Below are 26843 nucleotides of genomic sequence, written 5' to 3'. Positions count from 1 at the left end.
GAATCATTCCGCACCTAGCGTGCGGGTATGGACAGCAGAAAAATCACTCTCGATTCGGCACTGACCCTGGTCGCGGCCTACCTGGGTCTATTCGTCGGCCTGGTCGACGCCAACGCGGTCAACCTCGCGCTGCCCGCCGTGCGCACCGACCTCGGCGGCGGCATCTCGGGCGCGCAATGGACGATCGACGCCTACAACGTCACCTTCGCCGCGCTGCTGCTGACGTCGGGATCGCTGGGCGACCGGTTCGGAAGGCGACGGCTGCTGCGGGTGGGGCTGACGTTGTTCGTCGTCGCCTCACTCGCCTGCGCGACGACGCCCTCACTGCCCGTGCTGCTGGCCGCGCGCGCAGTGCAGGGTATTGGCGCCGCGCTGATGCTGCCGCAAGGCTTGGCCATCGCAGCCGCAGCCTTTCCCGACTCCATCCAGCGGGGGCGGGCAACCGCGGCCTGGGCGATCGCAGCTGCGATGAGCACCGCGATCGGTCCCATCCTCGGCGGCGTGTTGACCGACACCGCCGGCTGGCGCTACATCTTCTGGCTCAACATTCCTGTGGGTTTCCTTGCCCTGCTGATGACGTATCGCTATCTGCCGGAATCCCGCGACCACGGGGCGTCGCGCATCGACGTGCGCGGCCAGACGCTGGCCGTCGTCGGCCTCGCCGCGCTGACCGTCGTCCTCGTCGAGGGGCGCTCGATGTCTGCCTCCGGCGTTGCCGTGCTGGCGCTGTGCGCTGTCGCGTCGATGGCTGCGTTCGTCCACAGCCAGCGCCGCTCCGCCACACCGATGCTGCCGCTCGACCTGTTTCGCAGCCGCCGGCTGAACGCAGCGCTGTTCGCGACGTTCGCGATGACGTTCGGCATCTACGGCCTACTGTTGGTGAACAGCTTTGTCTTCCAACAGCAGCGGGGCGTCAGCGCAGTGGAGACCGCCATCTGGTTTCTGCCGATGCCTCTGACGTATCTGGTGCTCATCCCATTGGTCAACGCGTTGGCGCACCGGACCGGCCCGCGACTCCCGATGACCGCAGGCATGGGCCTGATGGCCGCGGGGCTGCTCCTGTACGCGGTTGCGGGACCACACGCCGACGTCTGGCTGCTGGAGCTGTCGTTCGTGCTGGCCGGCGCCGGGCTGGCGCTCAACACCGGCCCCGCAGTGGGGCTCGCGATGGCAGCCGTACCGCTGCAGCGTGCCGGGTTGGCCGCCAGCGTGGTCAATCTGGCCCGTCTGGTGGGTATCACTGTCGGTGTGGCCGTGTTGGGTAGTGCCATGGCGGCCGTCGGCGTCCAGGCCGCGATGGCGGTGGGCGGCACCGTCCAGCTGATCGGCACCGCGGTGGCGTGGCGAGGAACCCGAGCCGACACCGGCGCGACGAAGGAGGTCTGTCATGCGTGATGTGGCTGCCCTGCCCACAAGTGGAGACGCTGACATCGCCGCGGTGGCGTCGCTGCTGGCCGATCCGGCGCGATGCGCGGTGCTCCTCGCCCTCGACGACGGCCGCGCGCTGCCCGCCAGCGTGCTCGCTGATGAGGCGGGCATCAGCAGGTCCACGGCCAGCAGCCACCTCGGCAAACTGACCGATGCGGGACTGCTGTCGGTTGAGACGCACGGCAGGCATCGCTATTACCGGCTGGCCGGCCCCGAAATCGGTGAGCTTTTGGAACATTTGGTCCGCCTCGCGCCTCCGCGGCCGGTCCGGTCCCTGCGTGAGGGCACCCGCGCGGCCCGGTTGCGCAGCGCGCGTACGTGTTATGACCACCTCGCAGGCAGGCTCGGAGTACAGATCATGGGCAACCTGCTCGAGCGCGAGGCGCTCGTCGGCGGTGATGGGCGCTACCACCCTCGCCGTGACGGCCGCGACGCGTTGAGTCGCCCCGGCCACGAGATTCAGTACGAGCTGACCGGCGACGGCCGCGGCTTCCTCACCGACATCGGAGTCCAAGTGCCGACGGGCAGAAGACCGCTCGTGCGGTACTGCGTGGACTGGACCGAACAGCGTCACCACCTGTCCGGCGCGCTGGGCAGGGCGGTGCTGGACCGGTTCTTGTCGGCGGGCTGGGCGAAGCGGGTGCCGCGAGGACGGGCGGTGACGGTGACCGACAAGGGATGCAGGGCGCTGGCCGACGGTTTCGGTATCGACTGGCAGCAGTGATCAGAGTTCAGCCGCCCACGCCATATGCCCTTCGAAGCCGAGCCTCTCCGCCATGGAGCGGTAGCAGTCACGCGACTCGCGGTACCCGGCATCGTCGCCGCGCGCTCGAGCCATCACCGTACGCAGACGATGCAACGTGATGTCGTGCAGGACGAATCCCGGATCGGTTGGGATCGCCGCCAATTGGTCCATCACAGACTGAGCCCGCTCGAGATCCCCGGTATCTCCGCGCTGTATGAGAGCCTCCGCCAAAGTCATGCTGGCCAGTGCGGACCAGGTCGATTCTCCCGACTCGGTCAGGCGCTTCAACGCCGACGCAGACAGTGCAATCGCGTCGTCGAAATCGCCCGTCCTGGCGCGCTCCTGCGCGACGTGCGTTTCGGCAATGGGCATCGTCAGTACCGCATCGATTCCGCCCTCCCCGCACATCGCTGTCAGCAGCTGGACACCGGCCTCGCGGTCGGGGCCTTGGGCGAGAATCATCGCGCGGGCAAGTCGGGCGACGAAGAACGTGGGGTTGTCGGCGATGTGTTCGGCGATCACCAGTGTCTCGGCGGTCTCGCGCTGGGCCTCGTCGTCCGGCAGCAATACGCCGTAGGGAATGGCGAAACCATAGGTGTAGAACGCCACCGCCTGGCGCGTCAGCGGGTTGGAATTCTGCGCAATCGCCGGAGCCCTGCGCATGTCTTCCTTCCACCCGGCGAGACCTAGACACGCACGAGCTTGGCCCCGCAAAGCTAGAGCGAGCGCCACCGGCGACCCGATGAACAGCGCACTCTCGCCCGCCGCGTCCTCAGCAAGACTGATGACGCGCTGCGTCAGCCGGAGTACTTCACGCATCTCCCGGGTCTCGCATTTGATCGTCGAGGGGGCCAGCGACAGGGCGGCCATCAACGCCGGATCGCCGATCGATTCGAGCAGCTGGATCATTTCATCGGCCAGCTCAGAGGCCTCACGTCTGCGCCCCTCGAACAGCTTCACGGTCATATGACCGTTGTAACCGATCGCTAATGAGCGCAAATCACCTGTGGCCATGCACAGCTCGCGCAATTCATCGAAACCGGTCTCCACGCCACCGCCGAGCCGGTGTGCACTTCCACATAACAACGCTCGCGGGGCAATTCGCATCGAGGCGCGTTGCGGGTCGGTGTCGGACAACCTGTCGGCGATTTGTTGTGCACGCCGCCAGCTGTTGCGCGCAGCCGCGAAGTCACGATTCGCCAACCACGTACCTGCCCGCAGATGCCAACCGAACGCCGCATGCAGCTCCCCCGCGGCTTCCAAGTGCTCGGCGATCAGTGCCGCGTTCTCGTCGGCTGCCGCGGCGTCATGAGCCTCGATGACGGTGGCCAGACGTCGATGCAGTTGCGCGCGATCCGATTTCAGTTGTGATTCGTAGGCGACGGTTCGAATCAGCGGGTGGCGGAACGCATACCCGTCTCGCCGTCCGAACTGCACCTGCTCGACCAGCTCGGCGGCGATCAGCGGCGCGACTTCGGCTGCCTCGACAACGTCTGCCAGCAGGCGTGCATCGAATCGCGACCCGATCACTGCCGCCGCGCTCAGTGTGTGCTTGGCTGCAGCGCTCAGCCGGTCGATGCGTGCGCCGATGGTCGCCTGGAGCGTTGCCGGCACGTCGAGTTCTGCCCGATCACCGCGCAGCACATACGCTCCCGGGGTTCCCTCGAGCACCCCCCGCTCGGCGAGGTCACGCACGATCTCCTCGGCGAAGAAGGGGTTGCCTGCAGCACGAGCGCAGACTTGGCCGGCCACACCGGCCAACGACGAGTGGGTGCCCAGCAATTCGGTGACGAGCGTCGAGCTTTGCACATCGCTCAGCGGACGTAGTCCGATCGTCTGAGCGCCCGATACCCGGGTCAGCACCCCTTGGTATTCGGGTCGACACGTGATCAGAACCAAAGTCGGAGTGTGCGGAATTACCGACATCATCTGCGCCAGCATCGATTCGCTGGTTTCGTCGATCCAGTGCACATCCTCGATCACGTAGACCGCCGGTTCTGTCTGGGCAAGTGCCGCCGCGTTGATCAGCGCCGCCAGCCGTCTCCGTCGTGCATCGGCGGCGACGTCAGTCGGCGCGGTGTCGGTGTCCGCAACGCCCAAGAGGTCCTCCAGCAGAAGCAGGTCCTCGGCGTCGGCATCGGCGAACCGCATGCGGATCTGCGCTCTGGCGGCTGCATCATCCAGTTGATCGAGCCCCATGCTTGCCCGGAACAAGCTCGATATCGTGCGGAAAGCGACGTCAGTGGTATGCGATTCGCAATGCGCCGTGATCACCGCAGCTCCTCGACTCGCCGCGAGTGCGGCGGTCTCGCGAGCCAACCGGCTCTTGCCGATTCCGGGTGGTCCGATGATGTTCACCACGCAACCGGCGCCCGCAATAGCCTCATCCAGCACGCCGGTGAGAAAATTCAGCTCTCGCACCCGTCCGACCAGAACTGACTGGCTGCCGATGCGGGGTTGTTCGTTGTCGATCGCCAACAGCCGCCGCGCCGTGACCGGGCTCGCGGCACCCTTGACGTGGTGAATCTCGTTGTCGCCGAGCGCGACCGCGTTCTCGACCAGGCGCGCCGTCGAGTCGCTGAGCATAACGCCACCCGGCGGGGCCACCGACTCCATCCGTTGTGCCATCCCGACCTGTTCGCCGAAGGCGGTGTATCTCACGTCGCGGGAACCGATTTCGCCGGCGATCACTTGCCCTGAATTGAGCCCTATTCGCAGCTGCAGGGCGATACCGTCACGGTCGAGCACCTCAGCAGCAAGCGCGGCGGCCTGCCTCTGTACCTCCAGTGCCGTGATGCAGGCACGAAAGGCGTGATCCTCGAGGGTCCTCGGCGCCCCGAAGACAGCCATGATCCCGTCGCCGGTGAATTTGTCGACTGTTCCGCCGTAACGGGTCACCACCGCACCCGATCGATCGAACAGATCGGCCATGATCTCCCGCAACCGTTCGGGCCCCACCGCGGCGGCGATGTCCATCGAATGCACGACATCGGCGAACAGCACCGTCACCTGTTTGTACTCGGCCTGAACCAGGACCGGAGCAAGCGGTGCCCCGCACGCATCGCAGAACCGTGCCTCCGCTCGCGGCGCGGCACCGCAGCTGCGACAGGCCGGATCCGCCGTCACGTCATGGCCTCCGCGAGCGCCATATGCCCTTCGAAGTTAAGGTTATCGGCCATCCGCCGGTAGCTGTCTGCATAGCGGCGATACCCCGCTTCGTCGCCGCGCGCCCGGGCCAGCAACGCCCGCAGCCGCCGTATCGGCAGTTCGTGCAAGACGAATCCGGGGTCGGTGGGCACGGCGGCCAGTCTCTCGATTGCGGCTTCGGCTTCGGATAAGTCGGCGTCAGATCCCCTCTGAAGCAACGACTCCACCAACACCGCAAGCGTCGGACCGCGGGTGCTCATATCGCCGCTGTCAAAGAGAAACTGTAGGGTTCCTCGGCTGAGCTCAATCGCTCCATCCAGATCGCCGAGTCGTGCCTTCTGCCTGGCGATTTCGATGTCGGCCAAGCGAACGAACTTCGTTCCTGGAAGCCGCTGCCGCACGGCTTCGCGATATTGGTCGAGCAGTTCCAGGCCGGCGGAACGTTGGGGCGCCTGATTGGCCAGAATGATTCCCCGAGTGCCCAAGACCAAGCCCAGCGCGGTGTCGTCACCGGATCGTTCCGCTCGTTGCAGTGCCTCCGCGCTTTCCCGATCAGCGGCCGCGTCGACCACCATCGCGCCGTTCTCGATGATCCACGCGTACTTGAAGGTCAGCGCGGCGGCATACGAAGACGCGTCCTCTGTCGAGTCGACCATGGCCATCGCACGGTCGAGATCGTCACGAAAGCCGCTCTGTCCGAGGCAGAAACGGTTTACTCCGCGCGCGGCGAATGCGAGGGCCAAGGGCGAGCCGACAATACTGTGATGCCTCGCAGGATCACCGCCGCCGGCGTCGATCGCCGCCTGAGCCGTGCGGATACCCTCCACGATCGAGCCGGCCTGATAAAAGACATTGCTCATGGCCGCGGCCGCCTCGAACGTGAACGCCGGATCGACCGTCATCTTCTCGAGCAGCCTGCTGCAATCCGACGCGACACGCGCCGCCTCGTTGATCCGTTGTTGGAACAGCAGTGTGGTCATCACCCCGCCCATGCCGATGGCCAACGAGACGTCGTCACCGATCGACATACACAGCGCGCGCAACTCCTCGTAGCCGGCGTCATCGGTACCGACGGTGGCCACGCGCCATGAAGTTCCGCAAATGAGGGTTCGGGGAGCGATGCGCATCGCAGTTCTGTGCGGGGCGTCCACCGGAAGCTGGTCGGCCACATCGCGTGCCCTCAGCCAACTACGGTGAGCCGCGTTGGAATCGCGGAAGCGCGCCCATTCGCCGGCCTGCATGTGCCAGTCGTAGGCTTCCCGAAGTTCGCTTGCGGCCTCGAGGTGCTCGGCGATCAACGCGGCATCGGCACCGCTCGACGTGGTGCGTTTGAGCGCCGCGGCCAGGTTTCGATGCAGAAGCGACCGGTCCGATTTCAGCTGCGATTCATAGGCAACCGTGCGGATGAGCGGATGCCGGAACGCATATTCGACCCGGGGCGCGAACGATGTTTGATCGACCAGCTCCGCCGCGATCAACTCCGACAGCTCCATGTCGTCGGTCAAGAGCGCAAGCAGTTCGACGTCGAACCGTAAGCCGATGACCGCCGCGGCATTCAGGGTTCGCTTCGCGACCGGGTCGAGCCTGTCGATGCGGGCCGAGATCGTCGCAACCAGAGAAGCAGGAACGTGTGCATCCGTCGTATCACGCTGCGACACGTACTCGCCCTGCCTGCCTTGGATGACTCCACGTTCGGCCAGATCGCGGATGATCTCCTCAACGAAAAACGGATTACCGCCGGCCCTCTCGGCCACCTGGATCGCGAGCACGGCCAACGATGAATCCACGCCGAGCAGTTCACCGGCCAATGCCTGTGACCCCGAGTCGTCGAGCGGGCCGAGCGCAATGCGATGAGAGCTGGGCAGCCGATCAAGTGAGCCGCGGTACTCCGGGCGGTAAGTCACGAGGACAAGCGCGGGAGTATGCGGGACCACCGCGCCGAACTCGGCAAGCATGGCCTCGCTGACCACATCAATCCAGTGGGCGTCCTCGATCACGAACACCGCGGGCCTGGTACGCGCAGCCGCAGCGGTATTCAGCATTCTGGCGAGTCTGCGTCGGCGCGCATCGGCGTCGACATCCGGCAGGGGGACATCGGGCGCTCGGATACCAAGCAGGTCGTCCAGCAGCACAAGATCTTCAGGGTCGTTGTCCTGCATGCGGCCCCGGACTATCGCGCGCGCCACGTCGTCGGGAAGATCACGTATGCCGAAGACATTTCGCAACAGCCTGGCCACGACGTGGAACGGGATATCAGTGGTATGTGATTCGCAATACGTCGTATACACGTCCGCGCCCCGCTCGGTCGCGATCCGGGTGACCTCCTTGACCATCCTGCTCTTGCCGATTCCCGGCGGGCCCACGAGCCCGACGACGCGTCCCTTGCCTTCGACCGACTGGTCGACAATGCCGGTGATCGTGCTCATCTCCCAGTCCCGGCCGACCAATGTCGCCAGCTGCCGTTCCGGGCGGGCGTCCTCGGCAGCTGTGGCGATCAAGCGGCGAGCGACCACCGGCGCCTCGCTGCCCTTGATCTGCACCTTGTCCGGCTCGCCCAGGACGGCGAAATCCTCGACCAGACGCGCCGTCGACTCGCTGAGCATCACCCCACCGGCAGGAGCCGCGGCCTCCATCCGCTGCGCCATTCCGACCTGCTCGCCAACAGCGGTGTAACTCAAAGGGCCCGAACCGATTTCGCCGGCAATTACCTCACCGGAATTCAGACCGACACGCAGCTGCAACTCAATGCCGTCGCGGTACCGCAGTTCTAAAGCGAGGCGCTGCGCTTCGGCCTGAATGTCCAGAGCCGTCAGGCACGCACGTAAAGCATGGTCTTCCAACGCAATCGGCGCACCGAAGACGGCCATGATTCCGTCGCCGGTGAACTTGTCCACCGTGCCTCCGTAGCGTTTGACGACGGCTGACGACAGCGCGAACAGCTCGGCCATGATCTCGCGTAATCGCTCGGCGCCGACCGCCGCGGCGATGTCCATCGAATGCACGACGTCGGCGAACAGGACGGTGACCTGCTTGTACTCTGCGCGGCCGGGGACGGAGGCAAGCGATGCCCCGCAGGCATCGCAGAATCGCGCCTCCGCTCTCGGCGCGGCACCGCAGTTTTCACAGGACAAACCCGCCGTCACGTCATTACTGTGACTCTCGCACCGCGCGAGCGTGCTGCTTTTGCTCAGGAAGCACGGGGCGTCGGCATACAAACACGCCCGCTCGCGGGGAGATGGCGGCTAGCGGGCGGCCTTCTTCCGTTCGATGTCGGCCAGCGCCTCGGCCAGCTTGGCGCGCTCGGCGGCCGAGGTGTCCCACGCCAGCTTGCGGTTCTTCACAACCTTGGCCGGCGCGCCCACCGCGATCGAAAAGTCAGGGATATCGCCCTTGACGACAGCGTGCGCCCCCAGCACGCATCCCTTGCCGATCGTGGTGTTGCGCAGGATGGTCACCTTGGTGGCGATCCAGGTATCGGGCCCGATCCGCACCGGGCCCTTGAGGATGCCCTGGTCCTTGATCGGCATGTTGATGTCGTCCATCTTGTGATCGAAGTCGCAGACGTACACCCAATCCGCCATCAGCACGGAGTCACCGAGCTCGATGTCGAGGTAGGTGTTGATGACGTTGTCGCGACCCAGCACAACCTTGTCGCCGAAACGCAGCGATCCCTCGTGGCAGCGGATCGTGTTCTTGTCGCCGATATGGACCCAGCGGCCAATCTCCATCGTGGAAAGCTCCGGGGTGGCCTGGATCTCCACACCTTTGCCCAGGAACACCATGCCCCGGGTGATGATGTGCGGGTTGGCCAGCTTGAACTTGAGCAGCCGCCAGTAGCGCACCAGGTACCAGGGGGTGTACGCACGGTTGGCGATCACCCACTTCAGGGACGCCATCGTGAGGAATTTGGCCTGGCGCGGGTCGCGCAGCCGCGATCCCCGCCACCGCTTGTGCAGCGGCGCGCCCCACATCGTCGTCATGGCCGGAAAGCCTACGCGAGCGTCTGAGCCCTGAGCGGTTACCCTCACGTGGGCCTATCAATGCCTCTCAATGCCTCCAACAGCGACGGGAAGGATCGAGTGTTCCGGCGATTAATCGTGGCGGCCGTGTCGGTATTGACGGCGCTGACCACCGGTGCGCTTGCCGGGTGCGGTAACACCGACTCCTGGGTCCAGGCGCATGCGTCCGACGGCTGGCCCGCCCAGTACGCCGACGCCGCCAACAGCAGCTACACCAGTCTGGCCGGCGCCGAAGCGCTGGATCTGCGGTGGAGCCGCTCGGTGAAGGGTGAGCTCGACGCCGCGGCGGTGCTCGGGTCGGGGCCGTATCTGGCGGTCAACGGGCAGACCCCGGCGGGCTGCTCGCTGATGGTGTGGGAGGCCGACAACAACGGCCGCCAGCGCTGGTGCACACGGCTGTGGCAGGGCGGCGGATCGTCCAGCCCGTTGTGGGACGGATTCGACAATCTCTACATCGGTCAGCCCGGCGCCATGCTGTCGTTTCCGCCCACGCAGTGGATCAGGTGGCGGCAGCCGGTCATCGGGATGCCCACCACGGCAAGGATTCTGGCGCCCGACCATCTTCTGGTCGTGACGCATCTAGGACAGGTGCTGCTGTTCGACGCCCACCGCGGAACGGTGATCGGGACTCCGCTGGATCTGGTCGAAGGCATCGACCCGACGGATTCCCAGCGGGGACTGGCCGATTGCCGGCCGGCACGGCCGCAGTGCCCGGTCGCAGCCGCGCCCGCCTTCGCCGACGGATCCGGCGTCGTGGTGGTGCCGGTGTGGCGGCCCGGCGCGCCGGCCTCCGTGCTCGTCGGGCTGAAGTACCGACCCGAGAGCACCCCGAATCTGGCGGTGGCCTGGACCAGCGACGCGGTCAAGGCGGGAACACTCGCGAGCCCGGTCGCGTCTGCCGACGGGTCGACCATCTATGTCAACGGCCGCGACGAAACGTTGTGGGCGCTAGACGCCACCAACGGCAAACCGAAGTGGTCGAAGCCACTGTCGTTCCAGTCGTCGACCCCGCCCTCCGTGGCGCCTGACGGCTTGATCCTCGCCGGCGGCGGATCGGCCACCAAGCTGGCCGCGTTCCGTGACCGCGGTGACCACGTCGACGTGGTGTGGACGCGCGATGACATCACACCGCTGACCACGGCCAGCCAAGCGGGCTCACACGTCGCCTACACCGTCGTCAAGGACGGTGAGAACGGCCAGGCTCTGCTGGTGTTCGACCCAGGCGACGGTCGCACCGTGAACAAATATCGGGTGCCGGAAGCGGCCGGGTATCCGGTCGGGGTGTCGATCGGCCACGACCGCCGGGTCGTCGTCACGACCAGCGTCGGACAGGTCTACGGCTTCGGGCCCCGTTAGCGGCTAGGCGATCATCCGGTCGACGGGTGCCCGCGGAATCGGCACGGTGAGCGCGCCCGCCGAATCCGGCAGGACCGCTCCCTGGGCGAAGAAGAAGACGAGTGTGTCGTTTTGGATAGCGAAGTTCTCGTAGGTCGCCGGGTTCAAGCCGACCTCCGGCGCGATGGTGGGTTTGGTTCCCGTCTGCTTCTCCAACTCGGCCTGCACGAGCGGGAAGATCACCGGCCACGGGTTGGTGCCGGGCTGGAAAAGTGGTTGTGTTTTCTCGCGGCCGCCAGAGTCGAGCACAATCGGCCAGCGCAGCGTCTGATCCCAGTTGAACGCCTTGAAGAACGTCTGCGGACGCGCCCCGCCGACGTCCTGGTAGACCTTGAAAACCACCGACTGCGTGCCGCGCGGCGGAACCGCCGAGTTGTATTCAGTGGACGTGACTTCCAGTTGGTAGGGATGGGTGCGCGAGTCGGGCGACTTGGCAACGTTGACGAATCCGTCACGCGTCTGCTTGACCCAGTCGAAAACGGCCTGCACGTCCGGGTAGCCGGCCGGGTAGGTGATGCGCAGGTTGTAACCGGTATCAGCTTCCTCGATCACGCAATTCTGCCCGACAAGGTTGCCCTTGAGATCCGAACACTTCGGCGGCGCCGCGGAAGCCGGCGATGCGCCGACGACGCTGGAGAAACCGACGAATACGGCCGTAGTGGCAGCGAGAACCGACGTGGCGATACGCATGGGTGTAATCCTCATAAAGGTCCAGGAGCGGCCCCGTAGCCGCCGAGGCAACAATACAGGCGACAAGAAACCGGGTTATCAGCGTGACGGCCGGCAGATGAATGCCGTTGCCCGACTTGCCGAGCCGGAACCTATGCGGGTGATCACGATCGACACCTGTCGGGAACCGCGTAGCTTCAGCCGCCTGCGCAACGCGTCCGGGTCGACGTCGACGCCGCGAACCAGGATTTCGACGGCGCCTGCGTCGTGTGCGCAGAGGGCCTGCCGCAGCCGCTTCTCCTGGTAGCCCAGCTCGTCGAGAACCTCGAACCCGCGCACGCCGTCGGGCAATCGGTCTCCCGACAGGTAGGCGATATCCGAGTCGAGTTGCCATAAGCCGTGCCTGGCTGCGTAGTGGCAGACCAGCCCCGCACGCACCACCGCCCCGTCGGGGTCGACGATCCACCGTCCTGCCTGCGCGACCGGGCAGTCGTCGGGTTCGGCGTCGGTGATCTGCTCGCCGGTGTCCAGTAAGGTCGCGCGGCGCCGCACCCCCGCTTCTGCCAGGCCCACCGACCACAGGCAGGCCTCGCGCACGCTGCCGGCCCACGAGGTGACCTCGACCTCGCCGGTGAAGCCGAGCCTCTCGACTTGCGCGAAATCGATTCCCGGAGCGCACTTTACGACGAGTAGCCGGTTACGATAAATGTCGAGCAGGCCGTTCAGCGGCGGGGTGTAATCGCGGGGGTCGAACCGCCGCCGCCCGGATCGTCGGCGCGCCGGATCGGCGAGCACGACGGCGTCGCGGGTGACGGGTCGCAACGCGTCGGCCCGGCACAGTGGCACGCCACCGGCGTTGTGGCGGGCCATCGCCAACCGAACCGGATCGATGTCGCTGCCGATGAGCAGTGCGACCGAGTTCCGCAGCGCGGCAAGCTCTGTGCCGATCGAACATGTGACGTCATGCACGGTGCCACCGGCCAGCCGCCGGGCCCGGTGGTGGGCCACGGGTTGAGCCGTGGCCTGTTGCAGCGCATCGTCGGTGAACAGCCAACCGCTGGGGTCGGCAAACTTCGCCATTGCGCGTCGACGCAGCAGCACCGTTTCCACCAGCGCCGGAGCGTGGTGGCCGAATTGCCTTCGTACCGAGGCGATATCCGAGACGCGGGTCGCCTCGGTCAGCCGGAAGCCGTCGACATCGCGCAGCGCTTGCGCTCCGGTTTCGCTGCTCAGGTAGGCGACGGCTTCTGGTGTGAAATCTACGACGGTTTGACCCCAGTTACCATGACGTTGTAGAACCAGCCCTTCGGCACGACGCGGCGCCACAGGTTGTGGTCCACCCAGCTCAGCGTCATCCAGCTGGTGAACGCGAACTTCGCCCAGCCCCACCCCAATCGGCCGGGCGGCACCGCCGCTTCGAACGTGCGGATCGGCCAGCCGAGCATCGCGGCGGTGAATTCAGTTGTGCTGGTTGAGATATCAACAGCACCCGCGTTGCGCGCCATGCGTTCGAGGTCTTGCGGCGAGAACGTGTGCAGATCGACGATCGCCTCGAGCGCTGCCGCGCGCGACGATTCGTCGAGCTCGGCCTGCGGCCGACGCCAGCCCGACAGTCCGGGCAGCCGGGTCACGTTGGTCACCGCCCTCCACGTCAACGTCGACAGCGGGCGGGCGTAGTTCTCGCCGGAGTTCGTGGGCTCACCGGCGAACAGGAACCGGCCGCCCGGTTTGAGCACCCGGACCACCTCGCGCAGCGACAGCTCGACGTCGGGAATGTGGTGCAGCACCGCGTGACCCACGACCAGGTCGAAGGTGTTGTCGTCATAGGGAATGCGCTCGGCGTCGGCCACACGTCCGTCGATCTCGAGGTCGAGATTCTCGCCGTTGCGGGTGGCGACCTTGACCATGCCGGGAGACAGGTCGGTGACCGAACCACGCCGCGCCACGCCCGCCTGGATGAGATTCAACAGGAAGAACCCGCTGCCACAACCCAGCTCGAGCGCGCGGTCGTAGGGCAGCTTCCGCTGTTCGGAGAACGGCACGGTGGCGTCGAACAGGTCACGGGCATAGTCAACGCACCGCTTGTCGTAGGAGATCGACCATTTCTCGTCGTAGCTCTCGGCCTCCCAGTCGTGGTACAGCACCTGGGCGAGCTTGGAGTCGTTGCGGGCCGCCTCCACCTGCTCCGCCGTGGCGTGCGGGTTCGGAGCCGGCAGGCCGGCGACATCGAGTCCAGCGTCGGGTTCCTCGAAACTCATGCAGGGCAGCCTAACGGGAGCCGTCGAACGTCGCCTTGGCGGCAGCGAGAACCTGCGGCGGATGGCTGACCAGGCGCTGCACCCACGCCACCGCGGCGTCGTAGACGTCGTCTGGCGCCACCAGCTCGTCGACTAAGCCGAGGGCCGCGGCCTCCTTGGCGTTGACGAACCGTCCGGAGAATACGAGGTCCTTGGCCTTGCTGTCGCCAGCCGTGCGGGCCAGCCGGCTCGTCTCGCCGGGCGCAAACCCGGACAGGATCTCCGTCGCGCCGACCTTGGCGTTGTCGCCCGCCACCCGCCAGTCCGCGGCCAACGCCAGGGTCAGCCCGCTGCCGAGGGCGTAGCCGGTGATGGCGGCGACGGTCGGCTTGCTGATCGCAGCAAGCGCGTCACAGGCCTCTCGACCAACCTCGTCTGCCCGGGCGGCCTCTTGTGCGGTCAGCGTCGCCCGCACCGACACGTCGTCGCCGGCCGAGAAGATTTCGTGCCCACCGAAGACGATCACCGCGGAGATATCGTCACGCGCGCTGACTTCTCCTGCGGCAGAGATGATTTCGCGATACATCTGCCGGGTCAACGCGTTTGTCGGCGGCCGCGACAGCAGCAGGGTGGCGATGCCGGGATGCTCGTCGAAAGTGTGGACGCTGACGAACTCCCTCACGGGGTGCGGCCCCCCAGCGCCTTGTTGTAGCGCTCGCCGTCGAAGAACTCGAACTCGAGGTTGCCGTCGGTCATGCTCATGTTCGGCGAGATGGGCACGATCTTGCGTTCGACGGCGAGCACCTCGGCGACCGTGTGTCCCGCCAGCGCGTCGAGCTGCGTCCACGTCGGCGGCAACAGGAAGCTCCGATGCGCCGCGAAGTCGTCGAGCGCGGCCTCCGGGGTGACCCAGTCGGCACGGTCGGACTCGGTGTTGTCACCGTCGGCGCGTTGTCCGTCGGGCAGCGCACCAACGAAGAAGTAGGTGTCGTAGCGCCGGGTGCGTTCCTCCTTCGGCGTCACCCAGTTCGCCCAGGGCCGCAGCAGGTCGGAGCGCAGCATCAGCTTCTCCGAGCGAAGGAACTCGGCGAAGGACAGCTCCTTGCTGACCAATGCGGCCCGCTGCTCGCGGTAGATCGAGGCGTCGTCCACCAGCAGGTCGGGATCATCGGCGGCGCCCGCGAACAGCACGCCGCACTCTTCGAATGTCTCGCGGGCCGCCGCGCAGACCAATGCCTCGGCGAGCGCGGGATCGGTGCCCAGCCGCTCGCCCCACCAGAATGTGTCGGGTCCGTGCCAGGCGATGTCGGCGTTGCGGTCGCGATCGTCGACCCCGCCGCCGGGGAACACCATTACTCCCCCGACGAAGTCCATCTTGCGGTGCCGCCTCATGAGAAACACTTCAATTCCCCGGGCGAAGCCCGCGCGCTTATCCCGGATAAGCATCACGGTCGCCGCCGGCCGCGGGACGAGCGGCTCAGTCATCAACGCCTCCTGTGCGCTGCCCGGCTTCTGGTGCGCCGGGCGAAGTAACGGCCGTCGATGTACTCGAGGGCGATGGACTGGCCGAAGGCCTTCGACAGATTCTCCGAGGTCAGCACGTCGCTCAGCAGCCCGGCGTCGATGGCCCGCCCCTCCGACAGGATCAGGGCATGACTGAAGCCGCGAGGGATCTCCTCGACGTGGTGGGTGACCAGGACGATCGCCGGGGCGTCGGGGTCGGCGGCCAGATCCTCCAGCCGCGCGACCAGCTCCTCGCGGCCGCCCAGATCGAGTCCGGCCGCGGGCTCGTCGAGTAGCAGCAGCTCCGGGTCGGTCATCAACGAGCGAGCGATCAGCACGCGCTTGCGTTCGCCCTCCGACAGCGTCTCGTAGGTGCGCTCGGCGAGGTGTTCAGCGCCGACGCTTTCCAGCATGTCGATCGCTTGGGTGTAGTCGACGTCGTCGTATTGCTCACGCCACCGGCCTAGCACCGCGTAGCCCGCCGAGACGACGAGGTCGCGCACGACTTCCCCGTCGGGCACCCGTTGCGACAGCGCCGAGCTGGATAGACCGACGCGGGCGCGCAGCTCGGACATGTCCGTCCGGCCGAGGCGCTCGCCGAGGACGTAAGCGGTGCCTGACGACGGGTACTCGGTGGCGGCGGCGATCCGCAGCAGGGAGGTCTTGCCGGCGCCGTTCGGACCGATGATCACCCAGCGTTCGTCGAGCTCCACTGACCATGTGATGGGGCCGACGAGCGTCTGCCCGCCGCGCCGCAGGGTGACCTTGGCGAAGTCGATCAGCAGGTCGGGGTCGACGCTGTCGCTTCCGGACTCGGGCACTCGCCCATCGTAGTGAAGCGATTTCGGCGTGCTTGGTTGCGCCTGGCGCGACTGTGCACGCCCAAATCACCGGACACGCGCTTCGGGGCGATCCCGAGGAAGAACTGGACGAGCGGACCGATCCCGAACGCGTAGACGAGCGTGCCGATTCCCACGGTGCCCCCCAGCAGCCAGCCGACCAACAGCACACTGCCTTCGATCGAGGTCCGGATCAGCCGCACCGACAAGCCCGTTCGCGCGACCAACCCGGTCATCAGCCCATCGCGTGGACCCGGGCCCAGACCGGCACCGATGTAGAGCACCGTGCTGATCGCGTTGAGGACGACCGCCCCGAGCATCATCGCAATGCGCACCGGAAACGTTGTTGCCGTTGGCAACAGCGCGAGCGAGGCGTCGACGGTCACGGCGATGACGATGACGTTGGCGACCGTGCCGATGCCGGGCCGGTTGCGCAGCGGGATCCAGCCCAGCAAGACCGCCACACCCGCGACGGCCGACGCCAGACCGATCGTCATGCCAGTCCTCAACGCCAGCCCCTGGTGGAACACGTCCCACGGGTCGAGCCCGAGGTCGGACCGCACCATCAACGCCATCGAGAAGCCATAACCGGTCAGCCCCACCAACAGCGCTGCACCGCTCAGCACGGCGCTACGCATGGTGCGGGAAGCGAATCCGAATCAACTCGATCTCGTGGGCGATCCGCTCGGCGTCGCGGTCGACGAACTCGGCCGGGATGCGGTTGGCGGGACGGAAAATCCGCCCCAGCGGGCGGGTCAGGCGGGATGTCCAGGTGGTACGCATGCCCCAGCATCCGTTGTGACTGGCTTGCTTATCAATAGCCAGTCAGCGCATACTGGCCTCCAAATGACCGTAGAACTGCATGCCAGAGCGCTCGATGTGGACCTCCTGGCCCGCGAACTCGGCAACTGGCGCACATCCAGTCGCAGCGGGCCTGCTTATCACGGCCTCGCCGACGCCATCCGGCTGCTGGTAGTCGACGGGCGCATACCGGTGGGGGCGCGGTTACCCAGCGAGCGCGCGATGGCCGAGACGCTGCGGATTTCCCGCACGACCGTCACCGCCGCCTACGCGCAGCTGCGCGACGACGGATACCTCAACGCCCGCCGAGGCGCCCGCAGCACCACAGCGCTACCCGTCGCGCCCGCTCCGCGAGCCGATCCGACAGCGCCGTCGATGAGCCTGGCCGCCGCCGCGTTGTCCGCCCCGGCCGCCGCCGTCAGCGAGGCGTTCGTCGACGCCACCCACGACGTCACGCCCTACCTGCACCGAGTCGGCCACGAACTCGTCGGGGTCGAAGTGCTGCGGCAGGCGATCGCCGAAAGATATTGCCGGCGAGGCTTACCCACCGAGCCCGACGAGGTCCTGGTCACCACCGGAGCGCTGCACGCCATCGGTTTGATTCTGGCAACCTATGTCCAGCCGGGCGACCGGGTGCTGGTCGAGCAACCCACCTATCACGGTGCGTTGTCCACGATCACCACCGTCGGCGCACGGCCCGTCCCGGTGGCGATGACCGAGGACGGCTGGGAACTCGACGCAATACAGGCTGCGGTGCAACAACTCTCGCCCAGCCTGGCCTATTTCATTCTCGACAACCAGAATCCCACCGGGTTGACGATGCCGACCGACGACCGAAAGCGTTTGGCGGACATCATCGCCGACACCAGGACGCGCACCGTCATCGACGAGACGATCCTCGACATGTGGCTCGACGAGCCCGTACCCGAGCCCATGGCAGCGGCCATGGCGACCCGACGCGATCTGATGCTGACCGTCGGTTCGATGTCGAAGTCATTCTGGGGCGGCTTACGCATCGGCTGGATCCGGGCCGAGCGGGCGACGATCGCCACCATCGCCGCGCTGCGCCCGTCGATCGACATGGGCACGCCGGTGCTCGAACAGTTTACTGCCGCAAGGCTTCTCGCCCGCTGCGACGAGCTTCTGCCCGAGCGACGCGACATCCTACGGGCGCGACGGGCGCATCTGCTGTCGCTGCTCGAGCGACACTTGCCCGACTGGGAACCCGGCCCAGGCGTCGGCGGGATGTCGCTGTGGGTCCGGCTGCCCGCTCCGATGAGCACGGCGCTGTCGGCCGCGGCGTCCCGGATGGGGCTCGAGCTGCCCGCAGGCCCGCGGTTCGGCGTCGACGGCACCCTGGAACGCTTCGTTCGGGTGCCCTATGCTCTGCCGGAGGACGAACTGTCAGCGGCCATCGAGTTGTTGGCGCGCGCATGGCACAGCGTCACCGGTTCGACCGCCCCGGAGCCCACCACCGTCGTGGTGTAGGCGTCAGTCGGGGATTTCGACTCGGCGCAGCGTGCCGTCGACGCTGTCGGCGGCCTCGATTTCGCTGCGGGTGATGCCGAGGATGAATAACACGGTGTCGAGGTAGGGGTGGTTCAGCGACGCGTCGGCCACCTCACGCAGCGCGGGCTTGGCGTTGAAGGCCACCCCGAGACCGGCGGCGGCCAGCATGTCGATGTCGTTGGCGCCGTCGCCGACGGCAACCGTCTGCTCCATCGGCACGCCCGCCTGTTGCGCGAAGTCCCTCAGCGCCTTTGCTTTTCCGGCCCGGTCGATCACGTTGCCGACGACGCGGCCGGTCAGCTTGCCGTCGACGATCTCGAGCTGGTTGGCGGCCACGTAGTCCATCTCCAGCTCGTGGGCCAGCGGTTCGATGACCTGACGGAACCCGCCGGACACCATCCCGCAGTGAAAACCTAAGCGCCGCAAGGTCCGCAACGTGGTGCGCGCTCCGGGGGTCAGCTCGATCTGTTCGCCGACCTCTTCGAGCACCTCGGCGGGAAGGCCCGCAAGGGTGGCGACCCTGCGGTTGAGCGATTCGGTGAAATCCAGCTCGCCGCGCATCGCGGCCTCGGTAATCTCGGCGACCGCGGCGTGCGCACCGACCCGGTCGGCCAGCATCTCGATGACCTCACCCTGGATCAACGTCGAATCGACGTCAAACACGATGAGCCGCTTGGCCCGCCGCACCAGGCTGTAATCTTCGAGTGCAATGTCCACGTTCTCGTCGACGGCCACCCGCGCCATCGCGGTCTGCAACTGCGTGTAGACGTCGCCGGGCGGCACCGAAACCCGCAGCTCCAGCCCCGTCACCGGGTAGTCAGAGACGCCGCGGATGAAATCGATGTTGACGCCCAGCGCAGCCAGTTCACGGGCCACCACGCCGAACGCCTCGGCGGTGATCGGCCTGCCCAGCACGACGATCGTGTGCGTGGATGGCTCCCGCAGCACCGGCATCTGATCGCTGCGCTCAATCGTCACCTCGAGCCCGACACCGCGGATAGCGGCGCGGACCTCGTCGCGCAGTTCGCGGCCGCCGGCGACCTCCGGTGTCGCCGAGAGCAGCACACCCAGCGTCAGACGGCCACGGATCACGACCTGCTCAACGTTGAGGAGTTCGACCTTGTGCCGCGAAAGCACCTCGAACAGCGCAGAAGTCACACCGGGTTGATCAACACCGGTAACCGTGATCAGCAGCGACGAGCGCTCACGCGAAGAGCCTTGGGGTGCGGGCACCGTACGATCATTCACGCCCGACTGAGTCCCCCACAAGCATCAGGTTCTGACGTTCTCGTCACCCAAACGCGTGACATCCCCACTGGCCGGGCCGTGGCTGCGGCCGATGTGCGCCTCGGCACGCATCCGGTCGACCATGTGCGGATAGTGCAGCTCGAAAGCGGGCCGCTCCGAACGGATCCGGGGCAGCTCGGTGAAGTTGTGCCGCGGCGGCGGGCAACTGGTCGCCCACTCCAGCGAGTTGCCGTAGCCCCATGGGTCGTCGACGATGACTGGCTCGCCGTAGCGCCAGCTCTTGAACACGTTCCACACGAACGGGAGCATCGAGATGCCGAGAATGAACGCGCCGATCGTCGACACCACGTTGAGCGTGGTGAAGCCATCGGTGGGCAGGTAGTCGGCGTACCGGCGCGGCATGCCCTCGTCGCCGACCCAGTGTTGCACCAGAAACGTGGTGTGAAAGCCGATGAACGTCAACCAGAAGTGCAGCTTGCCCAACCGCTCGTCGAGCAGTCGGCCGGTCATCTTCGGGAACCAGAAGTAGATGCCCGCATAGGTGGCGAACACGATCGTGCCGAAGAGCACGTAATGGAAGTGCGCGATGACGAAGTAGCTGTCGGTGACGTGGAAGTCCAAGGGCGGGCTGGCCAGCAGCACACCTGATAGGCCACCGAGCAGGAACGTGACGAGGAAGCCCACCGAGAACAGCATCGGTGACTCAAAGGTCAACTGTCCCTTCCACATCGTGCCGATCCAGTTGAAGAACTTGATACCGGTGGGCACGGCGATCAGGAACGTCATGAACGAGAAGAACGGCAGCAGCACCGCACCCGTCGCGTACATGTGGTGCGCCCACACCGCGACCGACAGCGCCGCGATGGACAGCGTCGCGTAGATCAGCGTGGTGTAGCCGAAGATCGGCTTGCGCGAGAACACCGGGAAGATCTCGGTGACGATGCCGAAGAACGGCAACGCGATGATGTACACCTCGGGGTGGCCGAAGAACCAGAACAGGTGCTGCCACAGCAGCACACCACCGTTGGCCGGGTCGTAGACGTGGGCGCCCAGGTGGCGGTCGGCGGCCAGGCCGAACAGTGCGGCGGTCAGCAGCGGGAAGGCCAGCAGCACCAGGATCGACGTCACGAGGATGTTCCAGGTGAAGATCGGCATCCGGAACATCGTCATGCCTGGGGCGCGCATGCACACGACGGTGGTGATCATGTTGACGCCACCGAGGATGGTGCCCAGACCACCGACGGCCAGGCCCATGATCCACAGGTCGCCGCCGGCGCCGGGTGAGTGGATCGCGTCGGTCAGCGGCGTGTAGGCGGTCCAGCCGAAGTCAGCGGCGCCGCCCGGGGTGATGAAGCCGGCTATCGCGATCGTCGCGCCGAACAGGAACAGCCAGAACGACAACGCGTTCAGCCGCGGGAACGCCACGTCGGGTGCGCCGATCTGCAGTGGCAGCACCAGGTTGGCGAACCCGAACACGATCGGCGTCGCGTAGAAGAGCAGCATCACCGTGCCGTGCATGGTGAACAGCTGGTTGTACTGCTCGTTGGAAAGGAATTGCAGGCCGGGCAGCGCGAGCTCGGTGCGCATGAACAGCGCCATCAGGCCGCCGATGAAGAAGAAGATGAAGCAGGCGACGCAGTACATGATGCCGATCAGCTTGTGATCGGTGGTGGTGATCAGCTTGTAGACCAGGCTCCCCTTGGGGCCGAGCCTCGCCGGGAACGGACGGCGTGCCTCGAGTTCTCCGATTGGGGGCGCTTCGGCAACCAACAGATCCTCCAAAAGTCTCCTGCGGGTAATGCCCGCAATATCCGACTCGAATCCTATCTCTGAGAACCGCTCGCTGTCGGCATGGGTCCTACAAACGGTCGTAATTGATTCCCCGACGGTCACGACTCACCGGTTGACCAGTCGCGACGTGCCCGGATGTTACCGTCGGCGCCGTGCAGATTCGCCGCGCGCCCGGTCCGCTGGCAGCCGCGGCGGCCATCCTCACCGCCGTCGTGGTGACCACGGCCGGAGGCTGCGGCGAGCCGGGCGGTGGACCGCCGCCCGCGGCCAACCAGACCAGCGTCATCACCAGCACCACCAAGATTGCCGGCGCCGGTGTGCTGGGCAATCAGCGCAGACCTGACGAGTCCTGCGCACCCGCTCCGACGCCGATCGATCCCGGGGGGGCCGACCGCGACGTCCGCCACGCCGCGGGCAGCACGGTGGTGCGGGCCGAGCCGCAGAAGATCGTGGTGCTCGCGGGCGACCAGCTCGACGCGCTGTGCGCGCTGGGACTGCAGTCGCGCATCGTCGCCGCCGCGCTGCCCGACGGATCCGACAGCCAGCCCGGTTACCTGGGCACGGTCATCCACGGATTGTCGCCGGTCGGCACACGCAGCGCGCCCGATCTCAACGCGATCCAGCGGGCGCAGCCCGACCTGATCCTCGGGTCGGCGGGGCTCACCCCTGATCTGTTCACCGAGCTGTCGGCCATCGCGCCGACAGTGTTCACCGGCGCCCCGGGTGCGGCGTGGGAGGACACCCTGCGCACCGTCGGCGCGGCGACCTGGCGCGCCGGCGCGGCCAACGAGTTGATTGCCGACTTCACCGCCGCGGCCAAGAAGACCGGCGCCGACAGCGACGCCGCGCACTTTCAGGCGTCGGTCGTGCAGCTCACCGACACCACCATGCGGGTCTTCGGTGCCAACAACTTCCCCGGCAGCGTGCTTGCCGATGTCGGCGTGGATCGGCCTGCAGCACAACGGTTTACCGATAAGCCGTATATCGAGGTCGGCATCACCAAGGAGGATCTCGACGCCTCCCCCGACCTCTCTTTTGCCGACGGCGACGTCGTCTACGTGTCGTTCGCATCGCCGACGGCCAAGGACCGCGCCGGCGAGGTGCTGGGCAGCGATTCGTGGAAGGAGCTGTCCGCCAACAAAGACAACCGGGTGTTCATCGTCAACAACGAGGTATGGCAGACCGGCGAGTGCATCGTGGCCGCCCGCGGGATGCTCACCGATCTGCGGTGGATCAACGCACCGATCAACTAACGTCGGCACCGTGATTCACGTCTTGAAGTCGACGTATCTGCAGTCGCCCGACGTCATCGAGCAGACCCGTCCGGCCCACCTCGATTTCCTCAAAGACGAGATCGCCGCCGGTCGCCTTCTGCTTGCGGGCCGACAAGCCGACGGCTCCGGCGGCGTACTCATAACCGCTGACCTCGCTGACGAAGACGTCGACGCCATGGTGGCCCGCGATCCCTACACCCGGGCCGGAGTCGCCAGCTACGAGCGGACCTCGTTCAACGGTGCATTCCGCGCGCCGGGGCTGTAGGAGATAGCTCACACCCCAGCCCGGATTACCGCTTCGCGTTTCCCGGTTACAGAGAGAAGCCGCCTGTTGCGGCTCTTTCCTTTGCTCGATTTGCGCATTGTTCGCGCTTGCACTGAAGAGGGATCACATGACGACCGCCGTCTCCGCTTACGCCGCCCCGTCGGCCACCGAACCGCTCACCAGGACAACGATCACCCGTCGCGACGTCGGACCGCACGACGTCGCCTTCGATATCCATTTCGCGGGCATCTGTCACTCCGACATCCACACCGTCAAGGCCGAGTGGGGGACGGTCAACTATCCCCTCGTGCCGGGGCACGAGATCGCGGGCGTCGTGACAGAGGTCGGCTCGGAGGTGACGAAGTACAAGGTCGGCGACCGCGTGGGTGTCGGCTGTTTCGTCGACTCCTGCCGCGAATGTGAATACTGCACCGCCGGCGAAGAGCAGTACTGCAACAACCCCGGGATGGTCGGGACCTACAACGGCATCGGCCGCGACGGCGGGCCCACCCAGGGCGGGTACAGCGGCGCGATCGTCGTCGACGAGAACTACGTGCTGCGCATCCCCGATGAGATCGCGCTCGACGCCGCCGCACCGCTGCTGTGCGCGGGCATCACCACCTATTCCCCGCTGCGGCACTGGAATGCCGGCCCCGGCACCAAGGTGGCGGTCATCGGCCTCGGCGGGCTGGGCCACCTGGCCGTCAAACTTGCAGTCGCGCTCGGCGCGGAGGTCACCGTCTTGAGCCAGACGCTGAAAAAGATGGAGGACGGGCTGCGACTCGGCGCCAGCGAGTACTACGCCACCAGCGACCCGGACACGTTCGAGGAGCTGGCCGGAAAGTTCGATCTGATCCTGAACACGGTCTCGGCGAACCTGAACATGGCCGATTATCTGGGACTGCTGAAGCTGGACGGCACGCTCGTCGAGCTCGGCATGCCCTCGCATCCGATGTCCGTCCCGGCCGGGGCGCTGGTGTTCGGACGCCGCAGCATCGCCGGCTCGCTGATCGGCGGCATCGCCGAAACCCAGGAGATGCTCGACTTCTGCGCCCAGCACGATGTGCGGCCCGAGATCGAGGTCATCGAACCGGAGTACATCAACGAGGCCTACGAGCGGGTGCTGGCCAGCGACGTGCGGTACCGCTTCGTCATCGACACGGCGTCGCTGCGATAGGGCTTCTGCGTCGATCGATGGCCGCCAGGCGCGCGCCTGCTTGTAATCTCGCTCATGCACATGCAGTGATCGCTCGACGGAGCTACGCGCAGTTAGGGGCTAATCGTTTTCGCCTGGTGGGGTCGGACGGTATACCGCTACCGGTTCGTCGTGGTCGCTGTGATGGTGGCGTTGTGTCTCGGTAGCGGGATCTACGGAAGCAGCCTGGGCGAGCACGTCACGCAGAGCGGCTTCTTCGACGACGGCAGCGAGTCGGCGCAGGCGTCGCGCCTTGGCGACGAGCACTACGGCAGAGACACCTCCAGCCACATCGTGGCGATCTACACCGCTCCCGACGGCAAAACGGTCGACGACCCCGCCTTCCGCAAGAAGGTCCTCGACAACCTCGCCAGGGTCGAGAAAGACCACCCCGACCAGATCCTGCGGTCGATCGGCTATTTCAAGACTCCGGATGTGCTGAGGAACATGGCCGACGCGTCGAAGAAGCACGCGTTCATGTCCATTCAGCTCAAAGGCGACAACGACGACCTCATCCTCAAGAACTTCAAGGCCGTCCAGCATGACCTGTCCGATCCGGCGCTGAACGTTCAATTGGCCGGGTTGCTGCCGCTGGCCAATGAACTAACAGGAACCATCGCCACCGATCAGCAGCGCGCCGAGGTGCTCGCGATGCCGCTGGTGGTGGTGTTGCTGTTCTTTGTGTTCGGCGGTGTGGTCGCGGCGTTCCTGCCGGGCATCATCGGCGGGCTGACCATCGCTGGCGCCTTGGGCATCATGCGGTTGACGGCACTGTCTGTGCCCGTCCACTACTTCGCGCAACCGGTGGTCACGCTCATCGGGCTCGGCATCGCCATCGACTACGGGCTATTCGTGGTCAGCCGGTTCCGCGAAGAGATCGCCGAGGGTTACGACACCGAAACCGCCGTGCGCCGCACCGTGGTGACGGCCGGCCGCACGATCGCATTCTCCTCGGTGTTGATCTCGGCCTCCGTCGGCGGGTTGCTGCTCTTCCCCCAGGGCTTTCTCAAATCGCTCACCTACGCGATGATCGCCTCGGTCACACTGGCGGCACTGCTGTCGATCACGGTGCTCCCCGCCCTGCTGGGCATGCTGGGCCCCAACGTCGACGCGTTGAATGTGCGCACGCTTCTGCGGATCCCGTTCCTGCGCAAAAACGCAACTACCCACCGGATCATCGACTGGCTGGGTGACCGGCTGCAGAAGACCAAGACGACCGCGGAGGTGGAGAACGGGTTCTGGGGCAGGCTCGCCGACCGCGTGATGAAACGTCCGCTGATGTTCGCCGCCCCCATCCTCCTCATCTTGATCGTGCTCATCCTGCCGCTGGGCAATTTGGCGCTGGGCGGCATCAGCGAGAAGTATCTTCCGCCGACCAACTCCGTGCGCCAGGCGCAGGAGGAATTCGACCGCACGTTCCCCGGCTTCCGCGTCGAGCCGATCACGCTGGTGATCCAGAGCACCAACGGCAGACCGGTGACCGACGCCGAGGTCGCCCAGGTGCGCAGCGCGGCACAGGCGATCCCCGGGTTCACCGAGCCGAACAACGACCCGGCCAACATGTGGAAGGAGCGGCCGTATCTCGACGGCGCCTCCAAGGACAAGTCGGTCCGGGTGATCCAGAACGGTTTGGTGAACCGCCTCAACGCACGCGCGAAAGTCGATGAGCTGCGGGCGATTCCGAAGCCGCACGATCTCAAGCTGTTGGTCGGCGGCACACCGGCGCTCGAACAGGACAGCGTCCGCACCATTTCGGCGAAGCTGCCCGCGATGATCCTGATCGCGGTGTCGATGACGACCATCTTGATGTTCCTGGCGTTCGGCTCACTGGTACTGCCGATCAAGGCCGCTTTGATGAACGCGCTCACGTTGTGTTCGACGCTGGGCGTGCTGACGTGGATTTTCGTCGACGGCCACTTCTCTTCGGCGCTGAATTTCACGCCGACCCCATTGACGGCTCCGGTGATCGGGCTGATCATCGCCGTGATCTACGGTCTCTCAACCGATTACGAGGTCTTTCTGGTCTCCCGGATGGTCGAGGCGCGGGCCCGCGGGATGACCACTGAAGAGGCCATCCGCCACGGCACCGCCACCACCGGCCGGCTCATCAGTGCCGCGGCGCTGGTGCTGGTCGTCGTCGGCGGGGCGTTCGCGTTCTCCGACCTGGTGATGATGCAATACCTGGCGATCGGCCTGATCACGGCGCTGTTGCTCGACGCGACCGTGGTCCGGATGTTCCTGGTGCCGTCGGTGATGAAGCTGCTCGGCAACGACTGCTGGTGGGCACCGCAATGGATGAAGCGCCTGCAGGAGCGGATCGGCCTCGGTGAAATCACCCTCGAAGACGAACGCAAGGCCTCCGAGCCGCCGCCTGAGCAGTTGGACGAGCCGCTGGCGTTCGGCACGGTGGTCGGCGCGCCGACATGGCACAAGCCAGTGCACGATCCGTCGCGTCCGGCCGCAGCGGCAGAGTCGCCGGTGGCGACGTCTGCGGTCGCGCTGGAAGACCGACCGGCCACCGACGACGGTGAGGACGAAGAGCCTTCGGACGCTGAAGAATCGACGTCCGACATCGTCGACAACGGCGACGACGGCGCCGACCAGAGCGAGCCGTCCGAAGACGACGGCGACGACGAGCCCGACGACGCCGATTCTGCAGAGAGAGCGCCCTAGCCGCTGAATTCGCGATCTGGCCGCAGAATCGTGTGCCGGGCGGAGCCTATTTTCTCGCCGTTCGAGTTGTCGGTTTGGCCGCGCAGTGTCACGATCCACTTCGGG

Annotated in this window: 21 protein-coding genes; 8 read left to right on the top strand and 13 right to left on the bottom strand. The window is 66.2% G+C overall.

The window, feature by feature from the left end; genetic code table 11:
• Window positions 1-27 precede the first annotated feature (27 nt).
• Both A5651_RS13315 and A5651_RS13310 read left to right on the top strand, forming a co-directional pair.
• Window positions 28-1395: an MFS transporter gene (locus A5651_RS13315; protein WP_066980960.1), complete on the top strand. Its 1368-nt coding sequence runs from the start codon at window positions 28-30 to the stop codon at window positions 1393-1395.
• Window positions 1388-2152, top strand: coding sequence for a helix-turn-helix transcriptional regulator (locus tag A5651_RS13310; protein WP_066980958.1), 765 nt, complete (start codon window positions 1388-1390; stop codon window positions 2150-2152). Before A5651_RS13315 ends, A5651_RS13310 begins: the two co-directional genes overlap by 8 nt.
• Here the strand turns inward: A5651_RS13310 and A5651_RS13305 are convergent, their stop codons facing one another.
• From A5651_RS13305 to A5651_RS13295, 3 genes are all read right to left on the bottom strand, one after another.
• Complete coding sequence (locus A5651_RS13305) at window positions 2153-5299, bottom strand: adenylate/guanylate cyclase domain-containing protein (protein WP_066980955.1); 3147 nt, start codon at window positions 5297-5299, stop codon at window positions 2153-2155.
• Window positions 5296-8463, bottom strand: coding sequence for an adenylate/guanylate cyclase domain-containing protein (locus tag A5651_RS13300; RefSeq protein WP_066980953.1), 3168 nt, complete (start codon window positions 8461-8463; stop codon window positions 5296-5298). The genes A5651_RS13305 and A5651_RS13300 overlap by 4 nt, the downstream gene beginning before the upstream one ends.
• Before the next feature lie 99 nt (window positions 8464-8562).
• On the bottom strand, window positions 8563-9300 hold the full coding sequence (locus A5651_RS13295; RefSeq protein WP_066980950.1) for an acyltransferase: 738 nt from the start codon (window positions 9298-9300) through the stop codon (window positions 8563-8565).
• 99 nt (window positions 9301-9399) lie between these two features.
• Between A5651_RS13295 and A5651_RS13290 the strand changes: the two genes are divergently transcribed.
• Window positions 9400-10695 carry a PQQ-binding-like beta-propeller repeat protein gene (locus A5651_RS13290; RefSeq protein WP_066980947.1) on the top strand — a complete coding sequence of 432 codons (1296 nt, stop codon included), beginning with the start codon at window positions 9400-9402 and terminating at the stop codon, window positions 10693-10695.
• 3 nt (window positions 10696-10698) lie between these two features.
• Here A5651_RS13290 and A5651_RS13285 read toward each other — a convergent pair whose 3' ends face one another.
• The 8 genes from A5651_RS13285 to A5651_RS24945 all read right to left on the bottom strand — a co-directional run bounded on the left by A5651_RS13285 (window position 10699) and on the right by A5651_RS24945 (window position 16765).
• Window positions 10699-11424, bottom strand: coding sequence for an esterase (locus A5651_RS13285; protein WP_066980944.1), 726 nt, complete (start codon window positions 11422-11424; stop codon window positions 10699-10701).
• A gap of 78 nt (window positions 11425-11502) precedes the next feature.
• The gene (locus A5651_RS13280; RefSeq protein ID WP_197496611.1) at window positions 11503-12729 is read right to left on the bottom strand and encodes a class I SAM-dependent methyltransferase; all 1227 of its coding nucleotides are present in this window, start codon (window positions 12727-12729) and stop codon (window positions 11503-11505) included.
• Window positions 12663-13661, bottom strand: a complete 999-nt coding sequence (locus tag A5651_RS13275; protein ID WP_066980940.1) for a class I SAM-dependent methyltransferase — start codon at window positions 13659-13661, stop codon at window positions 12663-12665. Before A5651_RS13275 ends, A5651_RS13280 begins: the two co-directional genes overlap by 67 nt.
• 10 nt (window positions 13662-13671) lie before the next feature.
• Window positions 13672-14322 (bottom strand): enoyl-CoA hydratase, encoded by a 651-nt coding sequence (locus A5651_RS13270; RefSeq protein WP_066980937.1) that lies wholly within the window; start codon window positions 14320-14322, stop codon window positions 13672-13674.
• Window positions 14319-15125: an NUDIX domain-containing protein gene (locus A5651_RS13265; protein WP_066980935.1), complete on the bottom strand. Its 807-nt coding sequence runs from the start codon at window positions 15123-15125 to the stop codon at window positions 14319-14321. The genes A5651_RS13270 and A5651_RS13265 overlap by 4 nt, the downstream gene beginning before the upstream one ends.
• The gene (locus A5651_RS13260; protein WP_066980932.1) at window positions 15125-15964 is read right to left on the bottom strand and encodes an ABC transporter ATP-binding protein; all 840 of its coding nucleotides are present in this window, start codon (window positions 15962-15964) and stop codon (window positions 15125-15127) included. The genes A5651_RS13265 and A5651_RS13260 overlap by 1 nt, the downstream gene beginning before the upstream one ends.
• Window positions 15922-16620, bottom strand: coding sequence for a YitT family protein (locus A5651_RS13255; protein ID WP_066980929.1), 699 nt, complete (start codon window positions 16618-16620; stop codon window positions 15922-15924). Before A5651_RS13255 ends, A5651_RS13260 begins: the two co-directional genes overlap by 43 nt.
• Window positions 16613-16765, bottom strand: coding sequence for a hypothetical protein (locus A5651_RS24945; protein ID WP_231988679.1), 153 nt, complete (start codon window positions 16763-16765; stop codon window positions 16613-16615). The genes A5651_RS13255 and A5651_RS24945 overlap by 8 nt, the downstream gene beginning before the upstream one ends.
• A 63-nt stretch (window positions 16766-16828) precedes the next feature.
• Between A5651_RS24945 and A5651_RS13250 the strand changes: the two genes are divergently transcribed.
• Entirely contained in the window at window positions 16829-18271 is a 1443-nt protein-coding gene (locus A5651_RS13250) for a PLP-dependent aminotransferase family protein (RefSeq protein WP_066980926.1), read from the top strand.
• A gap of 3 nt (window positions 18272-18274) precedes the next feature.
• Here A5651_RS13250 and serB read toward each other — a convergent pair whose 3' ends face one another.
• Both serB and ctaD read right to left on the bottom strand, forming a co-directional pair.
• Window positions 18275-19525, bottom strand: coding sequence for a phosphoserine phosphatase SerB (gene serB / locus A5651_RS13245; RefSeq protein WP_066980923.1), 1251 nt, complete (start codon window positions 19523-19525; stop codon window positions 18275-18277).
• A 39-nt stretch (window positions 19526-19564) separates the two neighbouring features.
• Window positions 19565-21310 carry a cytochrome c oxidase subunit I gene (gene ctaD, locus A5651_RS13240; protein WP_066981249.1) on the bottom strand — a complete coding sequence of 582 codons (1746 nt, stop codon included), beginning with the start codon at window positions 21308-21310 and terminating at the stop codon, window positions 19565-19567.
• Between the two features lie 173 nt (window positions 21311-21483).
• Between ctaD and A5651_RS13235 the strand changes: the two genes are divergently transcribed.
• From A5651_RS13235 to A5651_RS13220, 4 genes are all read left to right on the top strand, one after another.
• Window positions 21484-22584: an iron-siderophore ABC transporter substrate-binding protein gene (locus A5651_RS13235; RefSeq protein ID WP_066980920.1), complete on the top strand. Its 1101-nt coding sequence runs from the start codon at window positions 21484-21486 to the stop codon at window positions 22582-22584.
• 10 nt (window positions 22585-22594) lie between these two features.
• Entirely contained in the window at window positions 22595-22870 is a 276-nt protein-coding gene (locus A5651_RS13230) for a YciI family protein (protein ID WP_066980917.1), read from the top strand.
• Between the two features lie 127 nt (window positions 22871-22997).
• Window positions 22998-24047, top strand: a complete 1050-nt coding sequence (locus A5651_RS13225; RefSeq protein WP_066980913.1) for an NAD(P)-dependent alcohol dehydrogenase — start codon at window positions 22998-23000, stop codon at window positions 24045-24047.
• A gap of 150 nt (window positions 24048-24197) precedes the next feature.
• Window positions 24198-26738, top strand: coding sequence for an MMPL family transporter (locus A5651_RS13220; protein ID WP_369803948.1), 2541 nt, complete (start codon window positions 24198-24200; stop codon window positions 26736-26738).
• Window positions 26739-26843: the final 105 nt, after the last annotated feature.

The sequence above is a fragment of the Mycobacterium sp. 1274761.0 genome, from assembly GCF_001668615.1.
Taxonomy (GTDB): domain Bacteria; phylum Actinomycetota; class Actinomycetes; order Mycobacteriales; family Mycobacteriaceae; genus Mycobacterium.
Note: the sequence above shows the minus strand (reverse complement) of the source record. Positions and strands in the feature narration are given on the sequence as shown.

Bases quoted from the DNA above. Each gene is read 5' to 3' on its own strand.
- A5651_RS13265 (WP_066980935.1), bottom strand. From the start codon at position 15,125: ATGACTGAGCCGCTCGTCCCGCGGCCGGCGGCGACCGTGATGCTTATC.
- A5651_RS13275 (WP_066980940.1), bottom strand. From the start codon at position 13,661: ATGAGTTTCGAGGAACCCGACGCTGGACTCGATGTCGCCGGCCTGCCG.
- A5651_RS13250 (WP_066980926.1), top strand. From the start codon at position 16,829: ATGACCGTAGAACTGCATGCCAGAGCGCTCGATGTGGACCTCCTGGCC.
- A5651_RS13225 (WP_066980913.1), top strand. From the start codon at position 22,998: ATGACGACCGCCGTCTCCGCTTACGCCGCCCCGTCGGCCACCGAACCG.
- A5651_RS13285 (WP_066980944.1), bottom strand. From the start codon at position 11,424: ATGCGTATCGCCACGTCGGTTCTCGCTGCCACTACGGCCGTATTCGTC.
- A5651_RS13315 (WP_066980960.1), top strand. From the start codon at position 28: ATGGACAGCAGAAAAATCACTCTCGATTCGGCACTGACCCTGGTCGCG.
- A5651_RS24945 (WP_231988679.1), bottom strand. From the start codon at position 16,765: ATGCGTACCACCTGGACATCCCGCCTGACCCGCCCGCTGGGGCGGATT.
- A5651_RS13310 (WP_066980958.1), top strand. From the start codon at position 1,388: ATGCGTGATGTGGCTGCCCTGCCCACAAGTGGAGACGCTGACATCGCC.
- A5651_RS13295 (WP_066980950.1), bottom strand. From the start codon at position 9,300: ATGACGACGATGTGGGGCGCGCCGCTGCACAAGCGGTGGCGGGGATCG.
- A5651_RS13255 (WP_066980929.1), bottom strand. From the start codon at position 16,620: ATGCGTAGCGCCGTGCTGAGCGGTGCAGCGCTGTTGGTGGGGCTGACC.